The organism is Microcoleus sp. PH2017_34_RAT_O_A, assembly GCF_020737885.1.
Lineage (GTDB): Bacteria > Cyanobacteriota > Cyanobacteriia > Cyanobacteriales > Microcoleaceae > Microcoleus.
In genome coordinates this window covers 1-24,965 of the sequence record NZ_JAEQDD010000072.1, presented here as the reverse complement: position 1 = coordinate 24,965, position 24,965 = coordinate 1, and the positions used below count along the sequence as shown (strand labels likewise).

At 44.1% G+C, this 24,965-nt stretch carries 25 protein-coding genes and 1 tRNA gene; 15 read left to right on the top strand and 11 right to left on the bottom strand.

All coding sequences use genetic code 11. The features are described 5' to 3' along the window. Positions 1–270: 270 nt before the first annotated feature. Positions 271–465 carry a hypothetical protein gene (locus JGK11_RS22120; RefSeq protein ID WP_293179331.1) on the top strand — a complete coding sequence of 65 codons (195 nt, stop codon included), beginning with the start codon at positions 271–273 and terminating at the stop codon, positions 463–465. Between the two features lie 93 nt (positions 466–558). Here JGK11_RS22120 and JGK11_RS22115 read toward each other — a convergent pair whose 3' ends face one another. Next, complete coding sequence (locus JGK11_RS22115) at positions 559–1,707, bottom strand: glycosyltransferase family 2 protein (RefSeq protein ID WP_293179334.1); 1,149 nt, start codon at positions 1,705–1,707, stop codon at positions 559–561. Positions 1,708–2,438: 731 nt separating this feature from the next. Between JGK11_RS22115 and ggt the strand changes: the two genes are divergently transcribed. From ggt to panD, 3 genes are all read left to right on the top strand, one after another. Next, positions 2,439–4,166, top strand: a complete 1,728-nt coding sequence (gene ggt / locus JGK11_RS22110; protein ID WP_293179337.1) for a gamma-glutamyltransferase — start codon at positions 2,439–2,441, stop codon at positions 4,164–4,166. A gap of 434 nt (positions 4,167–4,600) precedes the next feature. Next, positions 4,601–5,530 carry a choice-of-anchor L domain-containing protein gene (locus JGK11_RS22105; RefSeq protein ID WP_293191296.1) on the top strand — a complete coding sequence of 310 codons (930 nt, stop codon included), beginning with the start codon at positions 4,601–4,603 and terminating at the stop codon, positions 5,528–5,530. Between the two features lie 829 nt (positions 5,531–6,359). Beyond that, a complete protein-coding gene (gene panD / locus JGK11_RS22100) occupies positions 6,360–6,803 on the top strand; it encodes an aspartate 1-decarboxylase (protein WP_293179342.1) in 444 nt (147 codons plus the stop codon). Between the two features lie 660 nt (positions 6,804–7,463). Here the strand turns inward: panD and JGK11_RS22095 are convergent. From JGK11_RS22095 to JGK11_RS22080, 4 genes are all read right to left on the bottom strand, one after another. Beyond that, positions 7,464–8,441 carry a pentapeptide repeat-containing protein gene (locus JGK11_RS22095; RefSeq protein WP_293179345.1) on the bottom strand — a complete coding sequence of 326 codons (978 nt, stop codon included), beginning with the start codon at positions 8,439–8,441 and terminating at the stop codon, positions 7,464–7,466. Between the two features lie 108 nt (positions 8,442–8,549). Further along, positions 8,550–9,398, bottom strand: a complete 849-nt coding sequence (locus JGK11_RS22090; RefSeq protein ID WP_293212905.1) for an alpha/beta hydrolase — start codon at positions 9,396–9,398, stop codon at positions 8,550–8,552. Between the two features lie 194 nt (positions 9,399–9,592). Then, positions 9,593–10,321: a DUF3120 domain-containing protein gene (locus JGK11_RS22085; RefSeq protein WP_293212903.1), complete on the bottom strand. Its 729-nt coding sequence runs from the start codon at positions 10,319–10,321 to the stop codon at positions 9,593–9,595. Beyond that, the gene (locus JGK11_RS22080; protein WP_293212901.1) at positions 10,314–10,898 is read right to left on the bottom strand and encodes a hypothetical protein; all 585 of its coding nucleotides are present in this window, start codon (positions 10,896–10,898) and stop codon (positions 10,314–10,316) included. The genes JGK11_RS22085 and JGK11_RS22080 overlap by 8 nt, the downstream gene beginning before the upstream one ends. Positions 10,899–11,382: 484 nt before the next feature. Between JGK11_RS22080 and JGK11_RS22075 the strand changes: the two genes are divergently transcribed. Further along, the gene (locus tag JGK11_RS22075) at positions 11,383–12,585 is read left to right on the top strand and encodes a ferrochelatase (RefSeq protein ID WP_293212899.1); all 1,203 of its coding nucleotides are present in this window, start codon (positions 11,383–11,385) and stop codon (positions 12,583–12,585) included. 172 nt (positions 12,586–12,757) lie between these two features. Here JGK11_RS22075 and JGK11_RS22070 read toward each other — a convergent pair whose 3' ends face one another. Further along, positions 12,758–12,985: a type II toxin-antitoxin system HicA family toxin gene (locus JGK11_RS22070; RefSeq protein WP_293206556.1), complete on the bottom strand. Its 228-nt coding sequence runs from the start codon at positions 12,983–12,985 to the stop codon at positions 12,758–12,760. Continuing rightward, positions 12,982–13,185, bottom strand: coding sequence for a type II toxin-antitoxin system HicB family antitoxin (locus tag JGK11_RS22065; RefSeq protein ID WP_293212897.1), 204 nt, complete (start codon positions 13,183–13,185; stop codon positions 12,982–12,984). The genes JGK11_RS22070 and JGK11_RS22065 overlap by 4 nt, the downstream gene beginning before the upstream one ends. Positions 13,186–13,262: 77 nt before the next feature. Between JGK11_RS22065 and JGK11_RS22060 the strand changes: the two genes are divergently transcribed. Continuing rightward, positions 13,263–13,589 carry a hypothetical protein gene (locus JGK11_RS22060; protein WP_293212895.1) on the top strand — a complete coding sequence of 109 codons (327 nt, stop codon included), beginning with the start codon at positions 13,263–13,265 and terminating at the stop codon, positions 13,587–13,589. A 173-nt stretch (positions 13,590–13,762) separates the two neighbouring features. Here the strand turns inward: JGK11_RS22060 and JGK11_RS22055 are convergent, their stop codons facing one another. Next, on the bottom strand, positions 13,763–14,032 hold the full coding sequence (locus JGK11_RS22055; RefSeq protein ID WP_293212893.1) for a hypothetical protein: 270 nt from the start codon (positions 14,030–14,032) through the stop codon (positions 13,763–13,765). A 107-nt stretch (positions 14,033–14,139) separates the two neighbouring features. Further along, complete coding sequence (locus JGK11_RS22050) at positions 14,140–14,622, bottom strand: hypothetical protein (protein WP_293212891.1); 483 nt, start codon at positions 14,620–14,622, stop codon at positions 14,140–14,142. Positions 14,623–14,973: 351 nt separating this feature from the next. Between JGK11_RS22050 and JGK11_RS22045 the strand changes: the two genes are divergently transcribed. Next, the gene (locus JGK11_RS22045) at positions 14,974–15,393 is read left to right on the top strand and encodes a hypothetical protein (protein WP_293212889.1); all 420 of its coding nucleotides are present in this window, start codon (positions 14,974–14,976) and stop codon (positions 15,391–15,393) included. A gap of 20 nt (positions 15,394–15,413) precedes the next feature. Here JGK11_RS22045 and JGK11_RS22040 read toward each other — a convergent pair whose 3' ends face one another. Then, positions 15,414–16,769, bottom strand: coding sequence for an NB-ARC domain-containing protein (locus JGK11_RS22040; RefSeq protein ID WP_293212887.1), 1,356 nt, complete (start codon positions 16,767–16,769; stop codon positions 15,414–15,416). Positions 16,770–16,985: 216 nt separating this feature from the next. Here JGK11_RS22040 and JGK11_RS22035 point away from each other — a divergent pair, with 216 nt between their 5' ends. The 4 genes from JGK11_RS22035 (at position 16,986) to JGK11_RS22020 (ending at position 18,871) form a co-directional block, all read left to right on the top strand. Beyond that, positions 16,986–17,435, top strand: a complete 450-nt coding sequence (locus JGK11_RS22035) for a hypothetical protein (RefSeq protein ID WP_293212885.1) — start codon at positions 16,986–16,988, stop codon at positions 17,433–17,435. A gap of 45 nt (positions 17,436–17,480) precedes the next feature. Then, entirely contained in the window at positions 17,481–18,032 is a 552-nt protein-coding gene (locus tag JGK11_RS22030; RefSeq protein ID WP_293212883.1) for a hypothetical protein, read from the top strand. 128 nt (positions 18,033–18,160) lie between these two features. Then, positions 18,161–18,472 (top strand): DUF433 domain-containing protein, encoded by a 312-nt coding sequence (locus JGK11_RS22025; protein ID WP_293212881.1) that lies wholly within the window; start codon positions 18,161–18,163, stop codon positions 18,470–18,472. A 6-nt stretch (positions 18,473–18,478) separates the two neighbouring features. Beyond that, positions 18,479–18,871 carry a DUF5615 family PIN-like protein gene (locus tag JGK11_RS22020; protein ID WP_293212879.1) on the top strand — a complete coding sequence of 131 codons (393 nt, stop codon included), beginning with the start codon at positions 18,479–18,481 and terminating at the stop codon, positions 18,869–18,871. A gap of 119 nt (positions 18,872–18,990) precedes the next feature. On the opposite strand, the gene JGK11_RS22015 is transcribed toward JGK11_RS22020, so the two are convergent. Continuing rightward, positions 18,991–20,241 carry an aminotransferase class V-fold PLP-dependent enzyme gene (locus tag JGK11_RS22015; RefSeq protein ID WP_293212877.1) on the bottom strand — a complete coding sequence of 417 codons (1,251 nt, stop codon included), beginning with the start codon at positions 20,239–20,241 and terminating at the stop codon, positions 18,991–18,993. A gap of 295 nt (positions 20,242–20,536) precedes the next feature. Between JGK11_RS22015 and JGK11_RS22010 the strand changes: the two genes are divergently transcribed. The 4 genes from JGK11_RS22010 (at position 20,537) to JGK11_RS21995 (ending at position 24,871) form a co-directional block, all read left to right on the top strand. Beyond that, positions 20,537–22,348 (top strand): TM0106 family RecB-like putative nuclease, encoded by a 1,812-nt coding sequence (locus JGK11_RS22010; protein ID WP_293197295.1) that lies wholly within the window; start codon positions 20,537–20,539, stop codon positions 22,346–22,348. 66 nt (positions 22,349–22,414) lie between these two features. Beyond that, positions 22,415–23,542, top strand: a complete 1,128-nt coding sequence (locus JGK11_RS22005; RefSeq protein ID WP_293197297.1) for an esterase-like activity of phytase family protein — start codon at positions 22,415–22,417, stop codon at positions 23,540–23,542. Between the two features lie 56 nt (positions 23,543–23,598). Beyond that, positions 23,599–23,672 (top strand) — tRNA-Asp (locus tag JGK11_RS22000). Positions 23,673–23,755: 83 nt separating this feature from the next. Further along, positions 23,756–24,871, top strand: coding sequence for a site-specific integrase (locus JGK11_RS21995; protein ID WP_293179386.1), 1,116 nt, complete (start codon positions 23,756–23,758; stop codon positions 24,869–24,871). The last annotated feature ends 94 nt before the right edge of the window (positions 24,872–24,965 follow it).

Sequence of the window (24,965 nt, the reverse complement as noted above, 5' to 3'; positions counted from 1 at the left end):
GAGCCGACTCCCTTGGGTGAAGCAGGAAGCAGACCCTTCAAGAGCAATCTTGATTGAATAGTGAGACTTGAGAAAGTTTAGCTAAGTTTTGTGTAGCAGAAACAGAGTTGGCTAGGGAATAGTGGGAAAATTTGGATTTTAGCCGTGTTTTCCGCTACTTAGTAGCTAGGCTGTTGATTTATACAGCCGTACTGCGCTTATTTACCTATAGCCAATATAACAGGCTGGAAGCCTGAGTGGGATCAGCCTAGCGGGGGGAAAACCCTCAATATGGGTATCGCAGCCGATTTGACAGCTAATTTTTTTGGCGAATTCCCCTCTGTTCAATCCTTTGAGGGCTTTTGTCAGGGCGATCGCATTTTAGAGGGCCTATGCAAAGAACCAATTTTTATTAACAACTCGACTGATGCAGAGATTGTCCACCAGTCGAGTTGTCAACAAACAGGCGGCTATTATCTACCCTAGAAGTCGAATCTCTAGCTGAGTCCAGTTAACTGTTCAGCTACTGCTAGAAAGTGGCAGAGTTCGGTAGGCTATATGTAGCAGCCCAATAGCTAATTAGTCAAATTCTTGATTTAATCGCTTCTGATATTTCATCCACTGAATTTTGTGTACAGTGGCTTGAGGGTTCAGCACTGTTGTGGCAATTCCGTAAATTAGAGTAGGCAAAATCTCACGATTTAACCAGCTTTCTCCGGCTTTTCTCATGAAGCGAGTTGCCACAATCTCTCTTAACTTATTGAGTTTTTTTAACGGCGACAGATTTTGGAAAAAGATTTCTTGGTATTGGCTCAAGGTTAACTCTGATTGACCGCGAATTCTGCGTTGCTGGTTTTCTTTAACGCAGTCTATCGCTAGACGCTTGTTAAACCAATATTTATCGGTTAACGAATTGCCCAAAACTCGGTAGTTTCCTAAGGGCATCTTTGTGCTTAGCATCCCGTGCTTTTGAGCTAGTCTGGCCATCAGTTCGGTATCTGCACCTACTTTCCAGTCGTCTAAAAATCCTCCGATTTCTAGGATAGCTTCTCGTTCTACTACTAAAGCTGTAGGAAAAACCCAAGGAAGCGCGCCGTTTTCTTGAACATCCTGCAATTCTTCCCGATTTGTGGGATACGTGGGAATGTAGCTGACTTTCTCGCCTTCCTTGTTGAGATAGCGGAGGGCGTGACCGACTGATTTAACTTCTGGGTGTTTTTTGAGGAGATTCAAACATTCTTCTAGTTTGTTTGGTTCCCAGGTGTCGTCACTGTCTAAAAATGCGATAAATTTTCCGGTTGCTGCTTCGAGCATTAAATTTCTAGATTTGTAAGCTCCTAGGTTTTTCGGATTTTTGTAATACTTAATTCGCGGATCTTGCCCCGCCATGTCAGTAACTATTTTGTCGGTGCCGTCGGTGGAACCGTCATCAATCACTAGGATTTCTATATTCCGGTGAGTCCCCTGGAGTGCGGAGGCGATCGCTTCGCCTATAGTGTCTTTGGCGTTGAATGCCGGCATGATGATGCTAACTTTTTCGCGGGAAAAATTTGTGCTAATGGCAAGTGATGCTGCTTTTCTGACAATCCTGGGTGCGAGAATAGTGGGCGACGCAGTTTTGAGTTTTCCTGTGTTTAACTTGTTATCGATTGCACCTCCCATATCTCTATTCTTGATGTTTTTGAGATTAAATCCGGGGATGAATGCGCCGATGTTGTTTGCGTTCATAAAGCTTGATGGAGATGTTTATTTGAGATGATTGTTTGTTTCAATAGATTCCGATTAACTAACACTCCGGACAGTTTGGTAAACTGCTCACTAAAACTTTTTGTTTTTTTAAGTTCAAGGATTGCGTTTTTTTTTAAAGTTGGGTCTACGGCCTGACTTTTAAAAAAGATCCAGCCTATTACCAGAAAGAATTGGTTGAAAGCCGTAACCCCGATCGGGAGAAATTAAAATCAGACTATTCATTACTCCAATCCTCTGACTTAAGGGTAGAGGTCGCTCTCAAACTGTCAACTGTCAAGCGGTCAACTGTCAACTGTCAACTGTTGAAGTAGATAGGACTTTGAGCCTTAAAATAACCCAAAATTTTGCTCAGAATATTTGTTAATAAAAAATTAATAATTAATGTAGCCATAGTAGCACTCTTCCCACTCGGCTGCAACACTTTTGGCTATAAGTTTTTTTGATAATGCTTAATATTTCTGATCATTTAAATTACCATGTAGTGTATTTAACAATTACCCTACTGAACATATTTGAGTTTGAGTAAACTTGTGGCTGTTAATGATTCTTCGCTGAAGTGAAATTAAATCTATGTCTTTAGGATGATGTCATTTAATTGTCACTGTAATATCTCCTAAGAGAGCGGGGGGAAATGTTTTCAAAGTTAAGCAATAAAGTGCGTATTTATACTTGTTTCATCACGGTAATATCTACTGACAAAGCGGGGAGAAATGTTTTCAAAGTTAAGCAATAAAGTGCGTATTTATACTTGTTTCATCACGGTAATACTGTTAGGTGGGTGCCACCAGCAGCTACAGCCAAACTTGCAGCAGCAGCGCAGCAAACAGGTCATGGCAGTTTCGGCTCACCCCCTGGCGAGCGCCGCGGGGCTGAGCGTGCTGCAACAGGGAGGCAATGCGGTGGATGCGGCGGCTGCTACGGCTTTGGCGATTTCGGTGGTGGAGCCTTTTTCGGCGGGTATCGGCGGCGGAGGTTTTTTGCTGCTGCGACGGGCCGAAACGGGGACTGTGCAAGCGCTGGATTTCCGGGAACGATCGCCCAAACGAGCAACGCGCGATATGTACCTGGACAAGCAAGGTAAGGTACGCAAGCGGGCAAGTCTGGACGGGCATTTGGCGGCGGGCATTCCGGGTACTGTGGCTGGACTTTATACGGTGCACCGCGAGTATGGTAAGTTACCTTGGGCGCAGGTGGTGGCTCCGGCGATCGCCCTTGCCCAAAAGGGTTTTCCAGTAAGTTCCCGCTTCACAAAGGCTACTCTGCAACGAAAGGATGCGATTAACAAGAATCGGGCGGCACGGGATATTTTCACTCGTGGTGATGTTTTATACCAACCGGGGGAGGTTTTGGTGCAGCGAGATTTGGCGCGGACATTGCGACAAATTGCACAAAATCCCCAAAGTTTTTATCGCGGAGATATTGCGCGGGCGATCGCCACCGACATGGCTAAAAATGGTGGCATTATCACTCTCGAAGACCTGAAAAACTATACGCCGATTTGGCGCAATCCGGTTTGTGGCAAGTTTCGCACTTACGAAATTTGCGCGATGTCGCCTCCCTCTTCCGGTGGCGTTCATTTGTTGCAAATCCTCAATATTCTAGGCGATACCGATCTCAAGAGTTTGGGAAGGAAAAGCCCGGATGCGCTACATTTGCTGGCGGAATCGATGAGGATTGCCTATGCTGACAGGGCCGAATATTTGGGCGATCCAGATTTTGTCAGCGTACCTGTCAAAGCTCTGACTAACAGAAATTATGGGAAATTTCGCCGATCGCAAATCGAAATTTCCAAAGCCAAACCTTCGAGCGAAGTAAAAGCTGTTGATGCTCAAACTTTGAGCCGCTTTGTGTACGAGTCGCCGGAAACTACGCACCTGACGGTAGTTGACAAAGAGCGCAATGTTGTTAGTTTGACGTTTACGGTGAATGGAGGTTTTGGGGCTGGGGTTGTGGCGGCGGGTACGGGAATTTTGCTCAACAATGAGATGGATGATTTTGCTGCTGCGCCGGGAGTGCCGAATTTGTTTGGTTTGGTGGGCGGTGAGGCAAATGCGATCGCCCCTCTTAAAACTCCTTTATCCAGCATGACACCGGTTATCGTGACGGAAAATGGCAAATTTCGCCTTGCTGCGGGGGCTCCTGGAGGCAGCACGATTATTACCACGGTTTTGCAAATTGTCCTCAACCTGTTGGTTTACGACATGAATGTGGGCGAGGCTGTGTCTGCTCCCCGGGTGCACCATCAGTGGCAGCCGGATCGCCTGATGGTGGAACGCGGAGGTTTTGAGGCTGGGACGCTTGAGGAGTTACGCAGGCGGGGACACCAGATTGTCGAACGTGACGGCTGGGGAAATGCAAATGCGATCGTCCTGACTGATGACGGTTGGTTGGAAGGGGCTGCCGATCCGCGCGGGGAAGGAGAAGCAAGGGGGTTTTAGCGATCGGTGATTAGTGCTGTCCCCGCTCGCGAACTTTCTCATCAGTCATTTGTCATCAGTCATTTGTTTTGATATCAGGTGGAGTCGATCGACCCCACTCGATATCAATTGCGGATTTACCCAAAAACCCCGGTTTTTTATTTTAGCAAAATCTTTTGTCAAGGGCGATCGTAAACCTCATAAAAACCAGGTTTCTTGGGTATCCTGTGCCTACTTCCTCAAATTATTAGTCTGTGTACGTATATTTTGGTATTAGTATTTTATCCTGAAGTTTATTGATTGAATAATTGCTAAGAAATACCCAAAATATTAACCATCCAAGCCGTAAAATTACGTAGATGTAAAGTCATTGTAAAGGCACTAGACATTGATGCTTATCTAATGTAAAAATGAATTTAGACATTAAACAATCTTAGTCTTTTAAACAAAAATATATGATAAGTTATCACAAAATTGCTGCCTTAACAGCTACCTTGACTGCTGCTCTGAGCTTTTTGGCATCACCAGTAATGGCATTTTCGGTAGGGGCAACTAATAACACTGAGATTTTGAAAAATAATTTGTTAGGAAATAACATAGCAGGATTGAGTGATTTCTCTGTTTTAATTACCGGAAATCAGGCTGCCTTTGGTACTTTTATTAATGACCCTTTTGGTTTGCAGTCAGGCGTTGTTCTCAGCACTGGCAAAGTCACCAATATACCGGGCCAGAATCGGAAAGATAACCTAATGACCAACGGCAGCGATTTAAACACGGACTTTGGAGTAAAGGGCGAATCTGGGGATTTAACTCAGCTAGACCTCAGATTTTTTGCTGACGACACTGCTGAAAAATTGTTCTTTGAGTATGTATTTGGTTCAGAGGAGTTTCCTGAGTTCGGCGGTTCTGAATACAATGACGATTTTGAACTGTTGCTGAATGGTCGTAATTTGGCAAAATTGAGCGACGGGAAAACAGTTACGATTAATAATCTCGTTCCCGATCCAAATAATCGCTCTACAGATCACTCAGACTATATTAACAACCCAAGTTTGATGGGTATTGCTGCTAACATCATTAAGCTAGACGGTTTTACTAAAGTTTTAGGGTTTGAGGGTTTGCTCAAGCAAAATCAGACAAATGTTCTCAGCATCCGCATGAAAGATGTGGGCGACGGTAATTTTGATTCGGCTGTATTTATTAAAGGCGGTTCTGTGGGAACGATCAAAGCTGATACAATTCCCAAATCGGTGGCTGTATTGATTAAAGACAGTTCTGTGGAGACGGTAGAAGCTGAGCCAGTTCCAGAACCGATGACGGTCGGAGGTTTGATGGCGGGAGGTGCTATGCTGGCTGCTGGACGAAAGTTGCGTCGCCGGAAATAATCAATCACGGAAGCGTTCAATCAAAAAAAATCAAGATGGTTAAGTATGTAAAATTATTAGTTTGCAAACCCAATCAATTTCCCAAGTTTTGACATAATAATTGTGAGAAAAGCCTCCCCCAAAAGCCTAAAAAGGTGAAAAGTCAGATCCAACTTGCAGTACATCTCTTGGGGGAGATTTTGGGAATGGAAAATTCGCTGCCGGCTATAGATCAATACGGTTCACTTAAGATGGTCCGAAGAGAGGAACGAAGCATAAGCCCTAGCCCTTTCAGGGCAGCTTCGCCAACGGGCAGGCACGCGCCAACCCAGTATCTATTTTTCATGAGTTTTCCCTCTTGTCATATCATTTCCGGTTGCACTCCTTATGATATAGAGGAGACGGCAGTGCCGTGTCCCTACCGTGATTAATCGTAGGGACACGGCACTGCCGTCTCCTAATTTCCGTTAATAATTCCGATGCAACCGGAAACGATATCATCTCTTAAGTTAACCGTATTGGGCTATAGATATTATTAATTCAGCGTGGCAACAACTAACCCCAATCAAAACAGTTACAATTGAGAGAGAATTCCCAGCAGGTACTTCCCTCAAGCGTCTGAAAATCCAAGAATTTGACAATGACATGGAAGTATTCCAGGTAGTGCTGTGAAGGAAAGGATGGAGTAAGCTACTCTTAGAGAGAATTGTTTGCTATTGGTTATATGACAGTAGAAATTCTTCAATTTTAGATTCGAGACTCAAGTTCAAGCTCCCAGATTTAATGCTGCAAGTAAATCTAAAATATAAAATACAAAATCGACTGACATATACAGTACAGGAAAAAAACAATGGCTAGAATTAGACTGATGCACGCTAAGCTACATGGAGTGCGCGTAACCGATGCAAATGTTAATTATGTAGGCAGCGTCACCATTGACAATGAATTGATCGATAAGGTGGGAATTCTGCCTTTACAGGAGGTGGAAATTTGGAATGTTAGCAATGGGAACCGCTTGTCAACCTATGTGTTGCCAGGAGAGCCGGGAAGTGGTATCATTTGTCTCAACGGTGCAGCATCTCATTTGTGCGATCCTGGAGATTTTGTAATTATTGCTGCCTATGAAGAATGCGATCGCGCTGAGGTATTTCGCACCGGGCACGAGGCGCGAGTAGTAATTGCCGATGAACACAATCGTTGTAAAAAGTTTTTCTACCAGACTTTAGTTCCCTGCGAGGGCAAACTTTTGTTTCAATCTGAGACAACCGAATTACCACCAACCACGAATTCCTAACGTTTTATCACAAAAAAAGTAGGACTTACGCATGGGAACCCAGAAACCGGGTTTGTTACCGATATTAAAGATTCCCAGCGAATATTTTCGTGAAAAAACGCGGTTTGTTCCATCGGAGGGCTTCAACAGTTGACAGTTGACAGTTGACAGTTGACAGTTTGAGAGCGACCTCTACCTATAAGTCCGAGGATTGGAGTAATGAATAGTCTGATTTTAATTTCTCTCTCGAAGGCGGGCGGGCTTTCAACCAATTCTTTCTGGTAAGTCCCGAAGAGGATTTTTGGCATCAGCTATGAAATTTTTGGATCGAAACAATGAAATGCTGTTCTTTCAAGTTTTGAACCCATTTCCTTTAATGAGTTTTATCGGTTGGTATTACCTGTCTGCGAGCAAGCAGCAGATGAAGAAATCGGGATAAGATTCAAACATAAAGGTAATACTAAAGTGTGCAAGTTAAATGTGGAACAGCTTATAATTTGACATAACTTAACCGCTATAGGTTCGTAGTGAGGACTTTAGTCCTCTCAATTTGAAGAGGACTAAAGTCCTCACTACGAACCGATTTTATGGGGGTTGTTTTAGGTGACACTATCTAAGTTGGGAGTAACAATTTGCCGAAACTAGATTTTTGGCTTCAGAATTGAGGAAAAACTCAATCCTTTAACTGTGTACGGTACCGTCGGGCAAGATTGTACCTGTTAATCTAGCTCCTGTGAGTTTTACCATGACGCGATCGCCATAACCGATTTTAGCACCCGTCAAATCCGCACCGCTCAAGTCTGCACCGCTCAAATCCGCTCCGATTAAATTGGTTTCTCTCAGGTTGGCATTAATCAAACAAGCTCCTAACAGGTTAGCCCTAAACAAGTTAGCTTTTTGTAAATTCGCACCTGTGAGGTTGATGTTGTGGAGAAAAGTATCGCTTAAGTCGGCTTCACTCAGGTTTGCATTGCTCAAGTTTCTCCCTGAAAAATCCTTTTCTTTTAAGGAAGCTCCTTTGAAGTTGGAACCGCTCAAATCGGGAGCTTGCGGCGCAGCTTGTCGGTAAGATTGAGATGGCTGCGGCTGTGGCGATTGGTAGCGGGAGGCATCGGAATAAGGCCCCGTCGGATTTGGAGCATAGTTTCCACCATAATTTCCCGCATAATTACCAGCAGGTTTTCCTGAATAGGGTTCGGAAGAGTAGCGTGGCTCTTTTGGCGTTGCTGGTGGTGGCTGGGTGTTTCTGTACTGAGTGTTTTGTGGCTGGGTATTTTGTTGTTGGGTGTTTTGTTGTTGGGTGTTTTGATACTGAGTATTTCTGTACTGGGTGTTTTGTTGCTGGGTGTTTTGATACTGAGTATTTCTGTACTGGGTGTTTTGTTGCTGGGTGTTTTGCTGCTGGGTGTGTTTGTGCTGAGTATTTTTATGCTGAGTGTTCTGATTTTGACCTCTTGGCTGAATCGATCGCAATTGTTCCCGAGCTTGATTAATTTCCTTAATCTTTTCTTCAGCTTTCTGGAGTAGTCTAGGATTATCTTTAGGGATGCGATCGGGGTGCCAAATGAACGCTAAATCCTTGTAAGCTTGAGTAATTTCTTCTCGGGAAGCTCCCGGTAATAGTCCCAGCACTCTATAGTATTGATCGAGGTCGTTCATATTACCACCTTTCGCTTTAAGAAATTAGGAATTAAAAATTAAGATCGGAGCAAAAACGGCTATAAAAGCTTGTTTGTCCGATCGTACATTGGATGAACTATAACTCAGCTAAGCTGCTGCTGGCAAAAAGTCTCGGATTAGCTGCAAATATGTTGCGGCATCCTCCAGCATTGGAAAGTGAGCTGTATTGGGAATTATAACAAATTCTACTTTTTTGCTGAGGGAGGCTGCTTGTTCTCCCATGGCGGCGGGGATAATTTGATCGAATTCTCCAGCTACCAGCAGTGTGGGCACACTCAACCGTGCAAATTCCTGGGGCATTTCCTCGGCTGCTCTTTTGCTAACTGCTGTCACCATTGTACCGATCGCAGCTTCCTCGTCTGCCATTAAGAAATCCTTGAGAAATGCTAAACTGACGGCTGTGGGGAGAGATTGGCGCAAAAACCGAGCCATAAAGATGCGATCGACAAACGGAATAGCAGCCAGCCAAGACGGGCGAAATTTGACTACATAGCCGCCGAATTTATGAAAAGTTGTGAAGGCTTTCTCATCGTATTCAAAAATGCCGCTGCAAGTGAGAATGGCTTTTTCTACTTTTTCGGGGTAAAGGTTGAGAAATAAAGTAGCAATAGATGCTCCTGTAGAGTGAGCGTTGAGAAAGACGCGGCTTAAATTCAGAGCTTCTAATAATTCGGCTAAGTCGCGGGCGTAGGTTTCGAGCTCGTAACTGGACTCAGGAGGTGATGGCGGTAAGGGCGATCGACCAAAACCTCTCATATCGTACAGCAAACAATCAAAGTCATTGGCGATCGCCTGTGCAGTGCTTTCCCAGTAGCGGGCTGAGCCAGCCCAGCCGTGGAGAAATACCATAACTGGTTTGCCGCTGGGTTGGGCGCTATTGTCTGCTGTTATCCACTCGTAATAATGTTCTACACCGCGAACTGAAATGAAAGACATGATATCAATTTGGGATTTTAGATTTTAGATTTTAGATTTTAACTCAAAATTGTGGAGTAAATACCCAAATTCCCGAGTTCTTTAAGAAAGCGAGAACCTCACAACTAGAATATCTCAAAAATTCTGCGTTAATCAGCGTCAATCCGCCCACATCTGCGGTCAAAAATCACACACATACAAGCCAAGCAGAAATATTAAGCTGCGGAAGCGGCTAGCCAAAATAAACCATCTACTAACAGTGTGCTAAAAACTGCCCCACTGAATGCCCGCCAGTGCAAAGCACGATCGCGCAAACTGATCAAACCCACAGTTAAAAGTACGGCAATTAAAACGATCGCACAACCAATACCCCAAGGAGTGTCAATTTGCCCGATCGCACTTTGGAAAATCGGCATAGCCAATTCCGGTTCCGCGTGCATCACTTGTCTCCAGTAAGGCATCAAACCTGTCAAGTAAAAATATATGTCGGTAATAGCGGTTCCTAATAACGAACCTAAATAAAAATATGCGCCAACTTTCCCCCAAGATTTACCCAAACACCAAATCGCAAATGGCAAACCAATTGCTTCTATCGGTAAGTGCAAAATTGGTTCCCATCTAAACCAGCCCCAATAAATAGAACCAGCCAGCCAACATCCGGCAAATCCTAATAATAAGTCTCCCCAAAGTTGAGTTTTTGGGCGGAAAATTAAGATTAAACTAAGTACGAACCAGGGGATAGTTGATAGCAAACTGATGGTGGGATACAAACGCACTAAAGGCGCTTGCACAAAAACTGGAATTGAGACTAAAAATGCTGATGCGCCAAATACCAACCACTGCTGAATGCTCTTGCTTCTATCTGAAGAAGATACAGGACTTTCTAGGCCGGTGAAGGTAGCAGTAGATGCGATCGCCGATGATAATAAATTAAAGTTAAACAACTGATTGGACTCCGTACTGTTTCAATAAGTGAACTAAAAATGTTGCTGCGGTGGCTGGTTTCGTCGTCTCGATGCGATCGGCTGTTTGACTGATTTGCCAACCTTGGGCTGTTTGGGGCGATCGCCACAAATCTAAATGTTCAACCGGGCGATCGGCATAAAAACTGTCTTCACCGCCACCGAGAATAGCTGAACTCCAGTGTGTAAAGCTATCGTGGCTGATCCGGTGAATCGGGAAATTGCCCCCCAGGGGTACTCCCCAACCATCTAAAGCAATGAATGCCGCGACTTTGCCACCCATTTGCTGCCACATCCACGCCGCCCCGATCGCCCCGGCTACTCCAGCCGAAAAACTAACGAATACTAGACTTTCTCCTGTCAACTCTTGACTGCACAAAAAGTGGAATATGTCAAGGGCTGAAAAAGGTGGCTGTTTATGAGCTGGGAAAATCTTAACAGAGTAAGATCTTTGGATATTTTGCCGAGGTTCTACGTTTCCCCAAACTTCCGAAAGTCCCTCTAGGAAACAATCAGTGAGTTTTGGGTCGTGGATTCCGGGGCAAATTACCAGTCTCATTGTGCTTCAATAAAATTAATCAAGAGCTTAACATAACTTTACTTTATTGTACACCATAACTAATTATATGCCATACGGGGGGATAGGATATTAAACTCATGATAGCGCAAAGTTTGAAGAATATCCCCCCAAAATAAACGCTGGGAACGCTGCAAACCTGCGGAATCCGAGGCAAGGCGAAAGAGTCTTAAGAAAACATAAAACTTATCCCCCCTAACCCCATTCCCTGTCAGGCTGAATAAAGTCTGATTCTAGTTCTAGTCACCCTACGAGTTTCGGGTCGGAACCAAAAAACCGATTCACGACTGACACTCATCAACCCGGTTTCTAGGATAAATCAGAGGTTTAGCCCGGAATTATCGGTGCAGAAACCGGGAATCAGCCCAGCGCGCGCAACTCGTGCGATCGCCAACAATCAAAAATCTCAGATCCACTCTTCATCCTGTCTGGATCTCTTAGAATAAATAAAATTGAGGAATACAAAGTGGTTGCTTCTCCAGAAAAAATTGAATTCAAAACATCTGCCGCACCGGCAAACAGCGATCGCGTAGCCGTCTTGCTGATGGGTTACGGCGAAGTCGAAAGCTACGACGATTTTGCGAATTACAACGAACAAGCTTTAAACTTACTGACGGCAAAGTTTGCGCCAGTACCAAATTGGATTTATCCGCCACTGGCGAAGATTTTGGCAATTTTTGACTTGCACGAGTGGAGTCACCAACACGGTAAATTCGTGTCGCCCCACAATGCAATTTTTGAACAACAACGGGCGGGGATTGAACAGAATTTGCAGGAGAAATGGGGCGATAAAGTAAAAGTATTCAAAGCTTTTAACTTTTGCGCGCCGTTTTTGCCGGAACAAGTAATCCCGCAAATTAAAGCAGAAGGCTTTGACAAAATTCTGATTTATCCGCTGTTGGTTGTGGATTCTGTTTTCACTAGCGGGATTGCTGTGGAACAGGTAAACAATGCTTTAGCACAAACCTTTGATGGTAAAGAACATTGGGTAACTGGACAGCGTTATATTCCTTCTTTTTACGATGAACCAGCTTACATCCAGCTAATGGCGGATTTGGTTGAAGAGGAAATTAAAAACGATTTAGCTGTAGCACATTTGCCTTCTCAGATTGGGATTGTGCTGATGAATCACGGTTGTCCGCACAAGGCGAAGGGCTTCACTTCGGGGATTGTGGAAAGTCAAGCTTTGTACGATCGCGTGCGGGAACGTTTGATGTATCGTTATCCTTTGATTTCGGTGGGCTGGCTGAATCATGACACGCCGCTGATTGAATGGACTCAGCCGGATGCGACGTTGGCTGCGAAGAATTTGATTGATTTGGGTGCAACTGCGATCGTGTTTATGCCGATCGGATTTGCGACAGAAAACCACGAAACTTTGTTAGATGTAGACCACATTATTGAGGGTTTACAGAAGCAACGTCAAGGAGTTACTTACCGCAAATTGCCTTGTGTTAACGACCATCCTGAGTTCCTGAAAATGGCGGCAGAGTGGGCAAATCCTCAAATTGAAGCGTTGTTGAGTGAAAGTGCTGTGGCTGTGAATCCGAATTTGGTTGTTCGGGATCACGTGCATTCTCATAGCGATCATGGGCATAATCATGGCGATCATGGTCATTCTCACGGCGATCATGGGCACAATCATGGTGGGCACGGGCACAATCATTAATTAGGATTTCAGAAACCGGGTTTTTTGCGATAATACTGCGTTGAAGACGACAGATTAAGTAAAAAACCCGGTTTCTTTGTGGGAGTGGGTAAATCGAGATTAATTTAGGTTAAAAGGGCGATCGCTTTTTAATTAATTTTGCGAAAATATGGCGATAGCTTGTTCAGTTTACTTATAATAAATCCAAAAACTTATCGAGGTCTATACGAGCCTGTTTTAAAATGTGAGCTAGAGTAGAACGCTTAACTGAGCGATGAGCTGGGACAGTCAATTTCAATACTTCATCTGGCATAGCTTTTTGCAGTCGAATGTGGCTACCCCGTTGGCGGACAAATACCCATCCATCGCGCTGTAGTGCAGCAATAATCTGAGTATAAGGAAGATTGGGAACTTTGCTCATACCACCAATTCTCTCACAATTGCACCTTCGGAAATGCTCAATTCATCTGCCATCGGCTCCAAATAAAGTTCGATCGCTTCTTGGATATTTGCCAATGCTTCGTCAATCGTTTCCCCTTCACTGATGCAGCCTGACAGTGAGGGAACATAGACGGTATATCCACCTTCGTCACTGGGTTCTAATACGACTTTGATGTTCATAATTTCGGTGTCATGAGCGCTGACCTTTCTATTATAGATGATTTCGGGCGAAATGTGCCGATGATACTAAGGTTAAAGTGCTTAAGACTCATTTCACAGAGACACCGTTTTATGTGGCGGGTATAATTGAGAAAACCTGCGAGTGGTTCCTCCATTGGGATCGGGTGAAAACTTTACCAAAAGTTAGTGAATTTACTTTACCTGAACCCTACGAACCTCTAATCATAATGTATGAACGCGGTGGCATATTCTCTATGGAACATGGATTTTTTGATTTTGCTGTTGGGAGTTTTCCTAGAGGTAAATGGCAGCAATATGAGGAAAAAATTGCAGCAGAGTGGGCAAATCCGCAGATTGAAGCGTTGTTGAGTGAAAGTGCGATCGCGGGCACAGTCATTAATTAGGATCTCAGAAACCGGGTTTTTTCGACAATACTGCGTTGAAGACGACAGATTCGGTAAAAACCCGGTTTCTTTTGTGGGAGTGCGTGAGTCGAGATCAGTTAAAAGGGCGATCGACCTTTGGTGTTTTTTGCTGAAAGGGCGATCGACCTTTTTATCAGCAGGTATGAATTCTGCTACCGGATCTCTTTAAGCTGGTTATAATTTTGGGGTACTGGTGCATTCAAACCCGGTTTTTCAAAGCGGACAGCTTGCCCAAGTATCAGAATGACGATCGTCAAGACAACAAAGAAAGACTGCGAACCTTGGAAGGGTTCGACTAATTCATCGATTTTGTAGAAATTGCCGCAGTCGCACAGCCGGATGTTCGAGTTTTCAGGATGGGAATGCCAATTGCAGGGCAATTTTTTGAGGCTGGAATTGTCTTTGTAAGGGCAAGTAGTCATCTGATTTTTCCTCGTCAAGTAAAGAGTGTTGGTGTATTGAAGATTGGCAAAATTTAGCTGTGGGGAGGCGATCGCATTTGATAGTGAAAAATGCGATCGCCAATCGTTTAAGACTCAGTTCGGTTCGGGAAATGAATGTTAAGCGTCATAGTTGGGGAGATTGCAGAACCCGGACAACAGAGATTGTGAGAGCGATAGCGCATCAATTGAGAGAATTGCCCTTTGGTGAGTTTCTGTTCTCGAACCAGTTTCGGCTTACCGCCGCGAATTTTGTATTTGCTGTCAATTGCTGCTTCGCCGGCGATCAAAATATTCACGTTGTACCAAGAATCGTGACAGTGAATGCCGGTGTCTGTCGCCGGTGGCAGGTGGATCAGAAGAATCTCGAACAAGCAGCAGGAAAACAGCCGGATATAGCTGTAGCCGCGCCAGTGAGTCTCGATTGGACAAAGTTGTTGCAGTTGCGACCACTTCTCGCTGGAAGTGTTGGCTTGCAAGAGAATGAGGAGAATTTCGCACAGCAGGATGATGCCGTTAGCCTGCCGCGGGTTTGGCGATGGGCGATCGTCATGTAGAGATAAGTTGTCCATGATGCTATCTTGGAGGTATGTTTATTTGACTAGCGGCGATTCCTCAGTGGAACGCCGTTTTTGCTGTATGTAAGCATCTGGCGTGGCGTTCCAAGTGAACTTAATATCAACAATAAACGACACCTCAAACATTAATGCCGATCATCAGCGCCGATGTAAAAAAAATATGTTAAATTTATCCAAATTCAATCACAGTAAGCTTCTCAGCAAATTGTGGTAGGACAAAGCCCAATATCCTGCCGATCATCGGCAGTTTAGAGCTAAGTAGGCAAAATGCCTAACCCCAGATTCGGGGTTTTCAGCACGGAAGCCAAAGTCGATTGTTAGGACTAAAACACCAAAAATTATGTTATGTCTAAAAATTGTTATTTGACTGGCAAAGGGCTGCAAAAGGTACAAACTGCTGCTCAGGGTTATAGTGAGCAAAATTGTTTAAAATCAGTCAACAAACCGTTTCCTGAAAATGTCAACCTTTCTGAATTAGAACGTGTTGTTGGGCAGCAGCGTGAGACGCTCAAAAAAATACTCTATAGGACACATCCTGTCAATAAAAAAAGTCTGGATGATCTGTTTACTGCTCTTTCTATAGACCTAGAAGAAAGTGATTATGAAAACCGTGGTCGTGACCATAAAAATGCAACCTCCACTAATCAAAGGGTCAGCGCAAACACCCAAAAGGTTCTGGTAGAGCAAGTCACGCAGGTGATTGCATCAGACAATGGTATCCCTAAAGTCATTAGGAGAAGCAGTCAGAACAGGAGAAATTTATAGATTAATTATTCTATGCACCACTAAGGCTCTAGAGCATCGGTTGTATTGCCAGATTTGATAGATTTGGTAATGTACTTTTGCACCACAGGTTGTACACCAAAAAGTAATTCACTGCCTTTTGTGCTTTTTTCTATTAAGGCTCGCCATCCTAAAGATTCTAAAGCTTGTATAACATCTGCTATATCTGCTTTTGACTGAAACTCTTCTTGCAATTGTTTTAATGAAATAGGAGAGTGATAATTCGCTATATAGCATATAAGTTTATTTTCTAAAATTGATAATGCTTGGAACTGCTCATCCAATATTTTTTGAAACCCCGGCATGATTGTTATTGTGCCGAGTTGTAAATACTCAGATACTTTACCATTAAATAGGCTTTTAATTGTCTTAGCAACTAGCTTTAATCCCAAGGGATTGCCTCGATATAGTTGAATGAGTTCACTCCATTTTTCCTGGTCAGATAAAGATTCTTCTTTGAAGATTTCCGATGTTGTTTCTACCGTTAACCCATCCAATTTTAATGAACGAACAGGTCTTATGGGGCCTTCTAGCAATGCAATTTCTCTAAATCGTTGCCGACTGATTAGGACTAAGCAACTTTGATGAGATACTTCTCCTACCCGTTTAATGAGATCGCCATACCCTTCGTAGCCCTCTTTATATTGTCCATATGGATGCCCAGGTTCTAGAATCAACTCAGCATTATCGAGTACCAACAGACACCGATGCGATCGCAAATACTGGATCAGGATCGACAGGAGATTAGCTGCGTCTTGGGGTAAATTAGTGAGTTCCTGATTGGAAAAAAATTTGATCGAGTCTGCTAAAAGCTCTGTGACAGGTGGGGCATAATGAAGACTTCGCCAGATGACGTACTGAAACTCACCCTCAATCTGTTTTGCCACTTCCACAGACAGAGCAGTTTTGCCAATCCCACCCATGCCCAATATTGCCACCAGTCGGCAGCGATCCTTCACGATCCATTGGTGTAGGGTTGCCAGTTCCTCAGTGCGTCCATAGAAAACAGGTACATCTGGTGCTTCACCCCAGTCTTGGGCCGAGATGGCGAGCACCCCCTCATGCTCAACTTTCACCTGGGACAGCGGGATTGATTGCAAATGCGATTGTCGCTCCAGCACAGTTCGCAGATTAGTTTTTGCGACTGGTTCCCCTAATACTGATGAGAGTTGGTTCCACAACTGAGCAGCAACGCTCTTGACGTAAATTTCATTATATGAGTGTTGTTCAGCAATGTGGTGATACCTTTTACCTTTCCAAGTGTTCAGAACTATAGCCTCTTGTAAATGCGTCAGGTGTTTTCCTGTTGTGCTCCAGATTAACTCATCAGTGATTCTTAAGGCTTCCTCAACGTTCATTGCTTAAGGGGGAGTCTAGTTATCACAGTAATCTTACCATAATCTTACCGCGATCTTACCTTTTCCCTAAAATATTACTTTTTAACACTTTTTAACCGACTGTATCTTGCTGACAAGTTTGGATATCCGCAGTAGAGTAACAAGTATGTATTCACTTGCATAAAATTATAAAAACTCCCCGATATACAAAGAAAAAGCCAAAAGAGGAAGCCAAAAGTGTATAACACATCCACTAGAGTTCGCGATCGGCATTCTTACAAACCAGTTTTGGGAACGGTCAAAAAGGCGATCAATCCAAATTTGTCTGAAAAAGTCTATCTTCAAGGCACTTACTGGCAGCTAAGGGTCGTTTCATCTGCTGATATTAATGGAGCAAATGCGGCTTTTGATTACACTACAGATACTATTTATTTATCAAGGGAATTTCTAGCCAAAAATTCGCATAACCTACAGGCAAAACTAAGTGTTCTCTTGGAAGAAATTCGCTTACCTGATGTCAGCAAGCGTCATCGCTATAGATTCACGGCTAGTGAGATAGAAGAGTTCGGGTCTGATTGCCAAGAGCCTTTACCGAAAGTCGTTCGCTCAGCGATTGGCATCAAAAGACATCGCTATCAATTCACAGCTAGTGAAATAGAAGAGTTTGAGCCTGGTTTGAAGCTATAATACTCCAATTGGTTAGGTAAAGTGGTTGGAGTTTACTATTGAATTATGCGTACTATTCCAAGTTCAGCCATGCCTGAGCCATTACGCCAAATTTTGGCTGAACTAGAAAGCAAGGGATATGAGTTTACCTGCTATCAAAAGAAAAATGGTGAAACCTTCATTCAATTTTGGGATGAAGTACAAATCATAGATACTGATGAAGTCGAGCTTTGTGATACCGTTATTTATATTAAAAGAGTTGTAAGTTTAAAACCGCCTGATTCAGATTACGCAATTTTTGCTACCTTCATCTGTCACGGGATAGAGGGAAACAAAGCTGAATCTTTCAATAGAGCGGTTGATACTCTCAACTACAAAGACTTACTAGGAAAGTTTGTGCGCGACTGCGATGATGGGGTTCGCTATGTTCTGTGCTTTACCAATGAGGGTGAGAGTTTCCTGACTTCAGAAGATCAATCTGAATCTCAGGATATATTGTATGTTACTAATCATTGTGTGACTCACCTGACTTCAGAAGTGGTGGAAGCCCGTCTTGAATATCATGCTAGGACGAAAACTAAAGTTTTTCCAACATTTGAAAAAATGAGAAACTTTTAAACTTAACTACCGCATTTAGTTTGGTCTTGGACGGACGGGTGGCCAGAAACCGGGTTTTTGCAAGACACTTCGTTGCAAATTATCGAAGCTGCCAATGTGTAAACCGCTATTGCATCTGGATATCGATTATGACCATCAAAGAACAACTTCTCCAAACCATTGAAACACTGCCTGATGACTTGCTAGCACAAACGCTGCAATTCGTCCAAACCCTTCAACATCCCATTCACAAAACTCCAGGAATTTGTGGCGGCGCAGCGCGAATTCGCGATACCCGCATTCCCGTCTGGACGATTATCGCCTACCAACAACAGGGCGCAACTGAAGCCGAACTTCTCTATAATTATCCAGGACTCACCCTTCAAGATTTGCAAGCGGTTGCGAACTATTACGATCGCAACCGAGAAGAAATCGATCTGTGGCTTGCTGAAAATGAATAACTGCCGATGCTAAAGTTTTACTCAAATGAAAACTTCCCGATCGCAATGGTTGATTTACTGCGATCGCGCGGTTACGATGTTTTGACATCCTATGAAGCCGGACAAGCCAATCAAAAAATTCCAGATGATGAAGTCTTGATGTACGCGACAAACGCAGGGCGCGCCGTCATTACAGAAAATCGTCAAGATTTTATCAATCTCCACTTTACAACCTCAAATCATGCAGGAATTGTAATTTGTAAAGCCGATCGAGACTATGCAGGCAAAGTGCAGGTACTCGACTACTTTTTCACTCAAGATACACAGCCGATGGACAATCGTTTGCTGCGGGTGATGAAACAGAATCTTAAAGGTAGCCCCCAGACATTTATACTTCAGGAATACCCAAAATTTTCTTAATAATAATTGTTCAAGCACATTATAACCAATATACGGACTTAGGGGCGATCGCCCCTAATTTTGTAGATGCGTCGGTATGAGATTTTCCAGCTATTTGAAATAGCTCAAGGCGAGGCACTCTACACTATAGCGATCGCCCCAACCAACTTATCAATCTCCGCCTCAGTGGTAAAATAGTGAATGCAAGCCCGCACGCAATCGGGATTCAGAATTGTCCGCACCATAATTCCCTGCTTCTCCAACAAATCGACAAGCTTTTTATGCGGCATCCCGTTAGTCAATCGAAACGAAACTAAACCCGCTTCCGGTGCAGATGTCCGCAAACATTCTACATGGCTAATTTCCGACAAACGTTCCCAGAGATACTTGCTCAAACGGCAAATTTCTGCATACCTTTCCTCGATCGTACCCCATTCGTGTTGCAGAGCGATCGCACTTCGCAAACCCGCATACAAAGGATAAGCCGAAGTCGCAATTTCGTAACGTTGAGTTCCCGGTTTAAAGCCAATCGGTTTAGCATTAGCATCCGTCACAATTCCCCGCCAACCGATAAACACCGGCTGCAAATCTGCCAAAGCTTCTGCACTTACATAGAGTCCACCCAAACCTTCCGGGCCGCACCACCATTTATGACCAGTAAAAGCATAAAAATCCACTCCCGAATCAATCAAATTCAAAGGCAAAACCCCCACAGATTGAGCCGCATCAACTAACACCCTAACTTTCTTCTTTGTAGCCAGCAATTCCTCTTGTCCCCCCGATGAAATGAGTGGAAATTCCTCTTGTCCCCCCCCTTGGCAAGGGGGGGTTAGGGGGGGTTCATAGCCTTCATGGCACACTTTCACAATCTCAGTCAGAGGCAAAACTTGGCCAGTATTCCACAAGATGTGACTGATTACCAACAAACGAGTATTCGGCTGCAAATAATTAGCAATCACCGCCACCGCATCGCCCTGATTCAAAGTAGCCGCCAACGGACAAACCGAAACCTCAAGGTTGAAACGGCGCTGAAGTTCCATTACACTAGCTACAATGCCGGGGTGTTCGCAGTCAGAGAGCAATAAATGGTCGCCAGGATGCCAATCAATGCCCCACAGAGCAATATTGCAGCCGACGGTGACATCTTCAGTCAGGGCGATCGTTTCAGGAGGGACGGCTAACTCGTTTGCGATCGCACGTCGCGTCAGCATCGCCTCCTGAGCCACCCAAGCACCGATTTCCCCCGAAAACGGCCCCCCAAGCTGCACCCGCTTATAGGCCCCATAAATCGCCTCTAAAGCAGTCTCAGGCAACGGCCCTTGTCCGCCGTAGTTAAAATAAGCTTTATTGGCCAAAGCTGGAAATTGTTGCCGGTGTTTGTCCTTTGTCATTTTTTCTGGGGAATTAATTGATAACGTTAATATTGATAGAACTTACACAATAACCCTAGGAATACGCAACTACGGGGATTGCCTCTACAAAATACTATATATGGACTGTGTGTGCGGCATGACAGATTGAATAAATATTAATGTCAAAAACTTCTCTCAAAAAGCCTTCTTACTTCTATCTTTTACATCCATGACATCTGTTACATCCGTTATATAATCGATTGCCAAACCTTCTATCTTTTACATCCGTGACATCCGTGACACAATCCGTTGACGAACCTTCTGTAAACACTAAATGTTAATAACTGACAAACTACTACTTTCCTATCAACGATGTAATCTCCGAGCATTTTTAGATATATTGGGAGATTGGAAACAACAAGATCCACCAAGTGACTTTTTGCTAAAATTGATGCGAGATAGCTCGACATACCAGCAGCAAACTTTAGAATCCGAAACCTACGAACAACCATATTATCCTAGAGGGGATTGGGCGGCTGGTGCGGCGGCTACTTTGAGTTTAATGCAGCAAGGAGTCGATCGCATTTATCGAGGAGTCCTTTGCCAAGATGAATTAGGTAAAACCAATGGTGAAACAGCTTCTATATCAGGGATTGACGGTCAATATTTGCCAGACATTGGCGAGATTCCCGAAACTTCAGTGCATCTTTCCTCCTCAATCCTGCACTCTTCCGAAATCACTCTCGTCAGTCGCCCGCACTTATTAATCAAACAGCCTGGAGATTCCAATTTTGGTAATTGGAGTTATGCGACAGCCGATATGTGGTTAAGTAAAAAACCAAAACTAGACTATCAAATTATTGCTGCTTTTCATGCGAAAGTCTTAGCTTCCATGCAGGGAACAATGCCCGAAACTGCGTGGCTGATGCTGCGGACAAAAGGGCTTTGGGCGGTGAATCTCTACCAGCGAATGCCTCAAATGTTCCAGATTTTGGATGAGTGCATTGAGATGTTAGAAAATCGGCAGAAACCGGAGGTTTTCATTTCTCGGCAAAAGTGTACTCTTTGCGGTTGGTATACGGCTTGTCACGAGGAAGCCGAATCGATTAAACATCTTTCGCTATTGCCGGGAGTTACGGCTAAGCGATATGCTATATTAAAAGTTCTAGGATTGACTGATTTAGCATCTTTGGCTAATGCTAATTCCGATTTATTAGCGAGTTATCCTGAGTTTGTGGCGGGAGTGGCTGTCGATGTGGTGCAACAAGCGCGATCGACTTTGTTAAATCAACCGTTTGTGCGAGAAGCAGGAAGTTCGGCAACGGATTTTGTAACGGATTTAACGGATGTCAAAGAAGGAAGTTCGGCAGCGGATTATGTAACGGATTTAACGGATGTTAAAGATAGAGGTTCGGCAACGACAGCGGTTAATCAGTTTATCAGAATACCAGAAGTTGCAGGGAATAGTTTAGTAATAGCTAAAATTGAGTCCGTAAAGATTACAGAAAATAAATCTGCTGCACCTTCTATACCTGCGCCGATTCTCCGCAAAAAACCAATTCCTTATTCACAATCTGTCTTTTTGCCGATCGCCCCAATCGAACTCTACTTTGACATCGAAGCCGAACCGGAGTTAAATTTAGATTATCTCCACGGAGTATTAGTTGTTGACAGGTACAACAACACTGAAAAATTCCACGGCTTCCTGGCAGAATCACCGGCTGAGGAAGGTGCAATCTGGGAGCAATTTTTAGAACTAATGTGGGCTTATCCCATTGCTCCGATTTTCCACTTTTGTGACTACGAAGTCAAGACTTTTAAGCGACTGGCTAAACTTTACAACACTCCAGCTTACTTGTGGAAGCCTGTGCTGAAAAGGTTTGTGGATATTCACAAGCAAGTGACGCAGCAAGCGATTATGCCGGTGGAAAGTTACGCACTCAAACCCATTGCGCGCTGGTTGGGTTTTGACTGGCGCGATGCTAAGGCTAACGGTGCTCAGTGTGTCTGTTGGTACGATGATTGGCTCAAAACGGGCGATCGCGATCTCTTGGAGGCGATCGTCCGCTACAATGAGGACGACTGTCGCGCTACTTACATCGTTAAAGATTGGTTGACTAATTTTTTGTTGAGTCAGAAACAGTAATTTTCTGATTGAACGAACCGCGAAGACGCAAAGGCCGCGAAGCAAGAAAGATAAGAAGATAGTAAGATGCACAATTTAGGGAAAATACTTATATTTATTGCCTGTTTTTTGATGGCAGCAACTGTTGCTATTTTTGTCAATCTTTCGGCCCAATCTTTCGCTGTTACCAAAATAGATTTTATCGGTAGGGCAATATTTCCAACAGGTTCTCCCTTTGGGGGGACAGAAATTGGCGGACTTTCGGGAATTACCTATGATGCGGAGAAACAAGTTTATTATGCTATTTCTGATGACCGCAGCAGCAAGGCTCCGGCGCGCTTCTATTCTCTGAAAATTAACTTGGCATCTGGTAAGCTGGAGAAAGACAATATTGAATTTACTGGTGTGACGACTTTATTAGATGAAAACGGTAAAAGTTTTCCCGAATTCAGTTTAGATCCCGAAGGGATAACTTTTACTGGCAAAAGCGTGTTTGTTTCTTCTGAGGGAGATGTCGATCGCCAAATCGCTCCTTTCATCAAAGAATTCTCCCTGGATGGTAAACTGCTGAAAACGCTTTTAATTCCTGACCTATTTTTGCCCGATGCCAAAGGCACCAAAGGCATCCGCAACAATCTCGCCTTTGAAAGCTTGACTTTAACTGCCGATCGCAAATACCTATTCACCGCCACCGAAAACGCTACAGTTCAAGATGGCGCCGTAACTTCCCTGGAAAAAGGCAGCCCGTGCCGGATTTTGCGGTACGATGCTGCGAGTGGCAATCCAGATGCCTCCTTTGCCTACATCACGGAACCGCTACCCCCTGGTGCCAATCCTGTGGGAAAATTAACTAGCAACGGTTTAGTGGATTTATTGGCGATCGACGACAAGCGCTTGATCAGTTTAGAGCGCGCTTTCTCCCTGGAAACCGGCACGACGATCAGAATTTTTGAGATTTCTTTGGAAAAAGCCGATCGCATTGAAGCACTCCCAAGCCTCAAAACCCGTATCAGCGAGGTTTCCCCCGCCCAAAAACGGCTGCTGCTGGATTTGGAAACTCTGAAAATTCCCCTAGACAACATTGAGGGCTTGACATTTGGCCCCGATTTAGCCGATGGTACCAGAGGCCTGATTTTGGTAAGCGACAACAACTTCAGTCCCCTGCAAGAGACTCAAATTTTGGGCTTCCAAATAAAAGTTCAAAAAACCTCTTGACAAACGGTGCAGTTATCTGCATAATAGAAATTGTGCCTGAAACAAAGGCAAAACGAGGGACAGTAGTTCAATTGGTTAGAGCACCGCCCTGTCACGGCGGAAGTTGCGGGTTCGAGCCCCGTCTGTCCCGTTCTCTCGTAGCAAAGCTTTTAAAGTTTTGATAGATTTGTCGGATCTACCGCTAACGTAGTTTGCGCTCAAAATCCGCTCAAAATGAATATTAATCCGTCAAAAGATAGGAAAGCGATCCGGCTTCAATTTACTGTTGAGGGCGCTAGGTTTTCGTTCTCGCCTTTGCCCGGTGGAAAATGGGAGAATAAGCGCGATCGGCAATTGGTCGCAGCGATCGCCACAAAAATCGAAAATGATATTCTTGCTGGAAATTTTGATCCATCCCTAGGAAGGTATCGCCACAAGTTATCTGCCGCTCAAACTCCGCTTCGGGTAAAAGCTAATCCCAAGATTTGCTGGCTTGAACTTTGGGATGCTTGGGTTGTTTCTCTTGACTTGCCAATTTCAACCGCAGCAGATCATTATGCTTGTGTCCGAGCCATGCTTGTAAAATCGGGAAATCCTTCGCTTGATAATACTGAATGGCTGCAAATTAGTGAGTTGGCTGCGAGCACGTTTAATCGCAGATTGTCTATGTTGCGATCGTGCTTGTTGTGGGCCGTAGAAGAGGGCTTGATTAAGCCAGCGGATAATCCTTTGAAAAGGGTTCGCTCTCGCACGGCAACAGAAGATGAGCGACAGCGATCGGACAAGAAAAAAGCGCCATTGTCAGACGCTGAAATCGAAAAAATATTAAATTACGTCGATCGGGTCTATATCACTTACGCACCGTTTGTGCGATTTTTACTTTTTTCGGGAGTGAGGACTGGGGAAGCTGTCGGGTTAACTTGGGACAGTGTTGATTTAGAAAAGCGCCTGATTTTTATCAGGCAGTCGGTGTCTCGGCAGCGGGGGAAATACCAGAAAATTTGTAAATCTCCCAAGACCAAAGAATCTGTCCGCACTTTGAAGATGTCCGATCGTGTCTTTGTTCTTTTTAGCTCAATAATTACCGAGAATGCTTGTGGTCTAATTTTTAAAAGCCCCAAGGGGCAAATTATAGATCATGGCAATTTTCGTTCTCAATGTTGGATGCCCACATTATTGTTTTTGGATATTCCTTACAGAAAGCCCTACGCTACGCGACACACTCTTCTGAGTCAAGCCCTTGAAAGTGGCTTGTCGGTGCCACAAGTTGCTCAAATTGCTGGGCATCGCGACGGTAAAATGATCCTTCAGCACTACGGCCACGTTATAAATCAGCCACAATTGCCTTAGGGAGCACCACAGAATGATTGATCCTATAATGACCCAAAGATAATTTCAGTGTGCAGCGTATCTTATGTCTCTAAAATCTATCATGAAACTGACC

What these genes read in the sequence shown, in the direction of transcription:
- JGK11_RS22120 (WP_293179331.1), top strand. Translation starts at nt 271, where the DNA reads ATGGGTATCGCAGCCGATTTGACAGCTAATTTTTTTGGCGAATTCCCC.
- JGK11_RS22115 (WP_293179334.1), bottom strand. Translation starts at nt 1,707, where the DNA reads ATGAACGCAAACAACATCGGCGCATTCATCCCCGGATTTAATCTCAAA.
- ggt (WP_293179337.1), top strand. Translation starts at nt 2,439, where the DNA reads ATGTTTTCAAAGTTAAGCAATAAAGTGCGTATTTATACTTGTTTCATC.
- JGK11_RS22105 (WP_293191296.1), top strand. Translation starts at nt 4,601, where the DNA reads ATGATAAGTTATCACAAAATTGCTGCCTTAACAGCTACCTTGACTGCT.
- panD (WP_293179342.1), top strand. Translation starts at nt 6,360, where the DNA reads ATGGCTAGAATTAGACTGATGCACGCTAAGCTACATGGAGTGCGCGTA.
- JGK11_RS22095 (WP_293179345.1), bottom strand. Translation starts at nt 8,441, where the DNA reads ATGAACGACCTCGATCAATACTATAGAGTGCTGGGACTATTACCGGGA.
- JGK11_RS22090 (WP_293212905.1), bottom strand. Translation starts at nt 9,398, where the DNA reads ATGTCTTTCATTTCAGTTCGCGGTGTAGAACATTATTACGAGTGGATA.
- JGK11_RS22080 (WP_293212901.1), bottom strand. Translation starts at nt 10,898, where the DNA reads ATGAGACTGGTAATTTGCCCCGGAATCCACGACCCAAAACTCACTGAT.
- JGK11_RS22070 (WP_293206556.1), bottom strand. Translation starts at nt 12,985, where the DNA reads ATGAGCAAAGTTCCCAATCTTCCTTATACTCAGATTATTGCTGCACTA.
- JGK11_RS22065 (WP_293212897.1), bottom strand. Translation starts at nt 13,185, where the DNA reads ATGAACATCAAAGTCGTATTAGAACCCAGTGACGAAGGTGGATATACC.
- JGK11_RS22055 (WP_293212893.1), bottom strand. Translation starts at nt 14,032, where the DNA reads ATGACTACTTGCCCTTACAAAGACAATTCCAGCCTCAAAAAATTGCCC.
- JGK11_RS22050 (WP_293212891.1), bottom strand. Translation starts at nt 14,622, where the DNA reads ATGGACAACTTATCTCTACATGACGATCGCCCATCGCCAAACCCGCGG.
- JGK11_RS22045 (WP_293212889.1), top strand. Translation starts at nt 14,974, where the DNA reads ATGTCTAAAAATTGTTATTTGACTGGCAAAGGGCTGCAAAAGGTACAA.
- JGK11_RS22040 (WP_293212887.1), bottom strand. Translation starts at nt 16,769, where the DNA reads ATGAACGTTGAGGAAGCCTTAAGAATCACTGATGAGTTAATCTGGAGC.
- JGK11_RS22030 (WP_293212883.1), top strand. Translation starts at nt 17,481, where the DNA reads ATGCGTACTATTCCAAGTTCAGCCATGCCTGAGCCATTACGCCAAATT.
- JGK11_RS22025 (WP_293212881.1), top strand. Translation starts at nt 18,161, where the DNA reads ATGACCATCAAAGAACAACTTCTCCAAACCATTGAAACACTGCCTGAT.
- JGK11_RS22020 (WP_293212879.1), top strand. Translation starts at nt 18,479, where the DNA reads ATGCTAAAGTTTTACTCAAATGAAAACTTCCCGATCGCAATGGTTGAT.
- JGK11_RS22015 (WP_293212877.1), bottom strand. Translation starts at nt 20,241, where the DNA reads ATGACAAAGGACAAACACCGGCAACAATTTCCAGCTTTGGCCAATAAA.
- JGK11_RS22010 (WP_293197295.1), top strand. Translation starts at nt 20,537, where the DNA reads ATGTTAATAACTGACAAACTACTACTTTCCTATCAACGATGTAATCTC.
- JGK11_RS22005 (WP_293197297.1), top strand. Translation starts at nt 22,415, where the DNA reads ATGCACAATTTAGGGAAAATACTTATATTTATTGCCTGTTTTTTGATG.
- JGK11_RS21995 (WP_293179386.1), top strand. Translation starts at nt 23,756, where the DNA reads ATGAATATTAATCCGTCAAAAGATAGGAAAGCGATCCGGCTTCAATTT.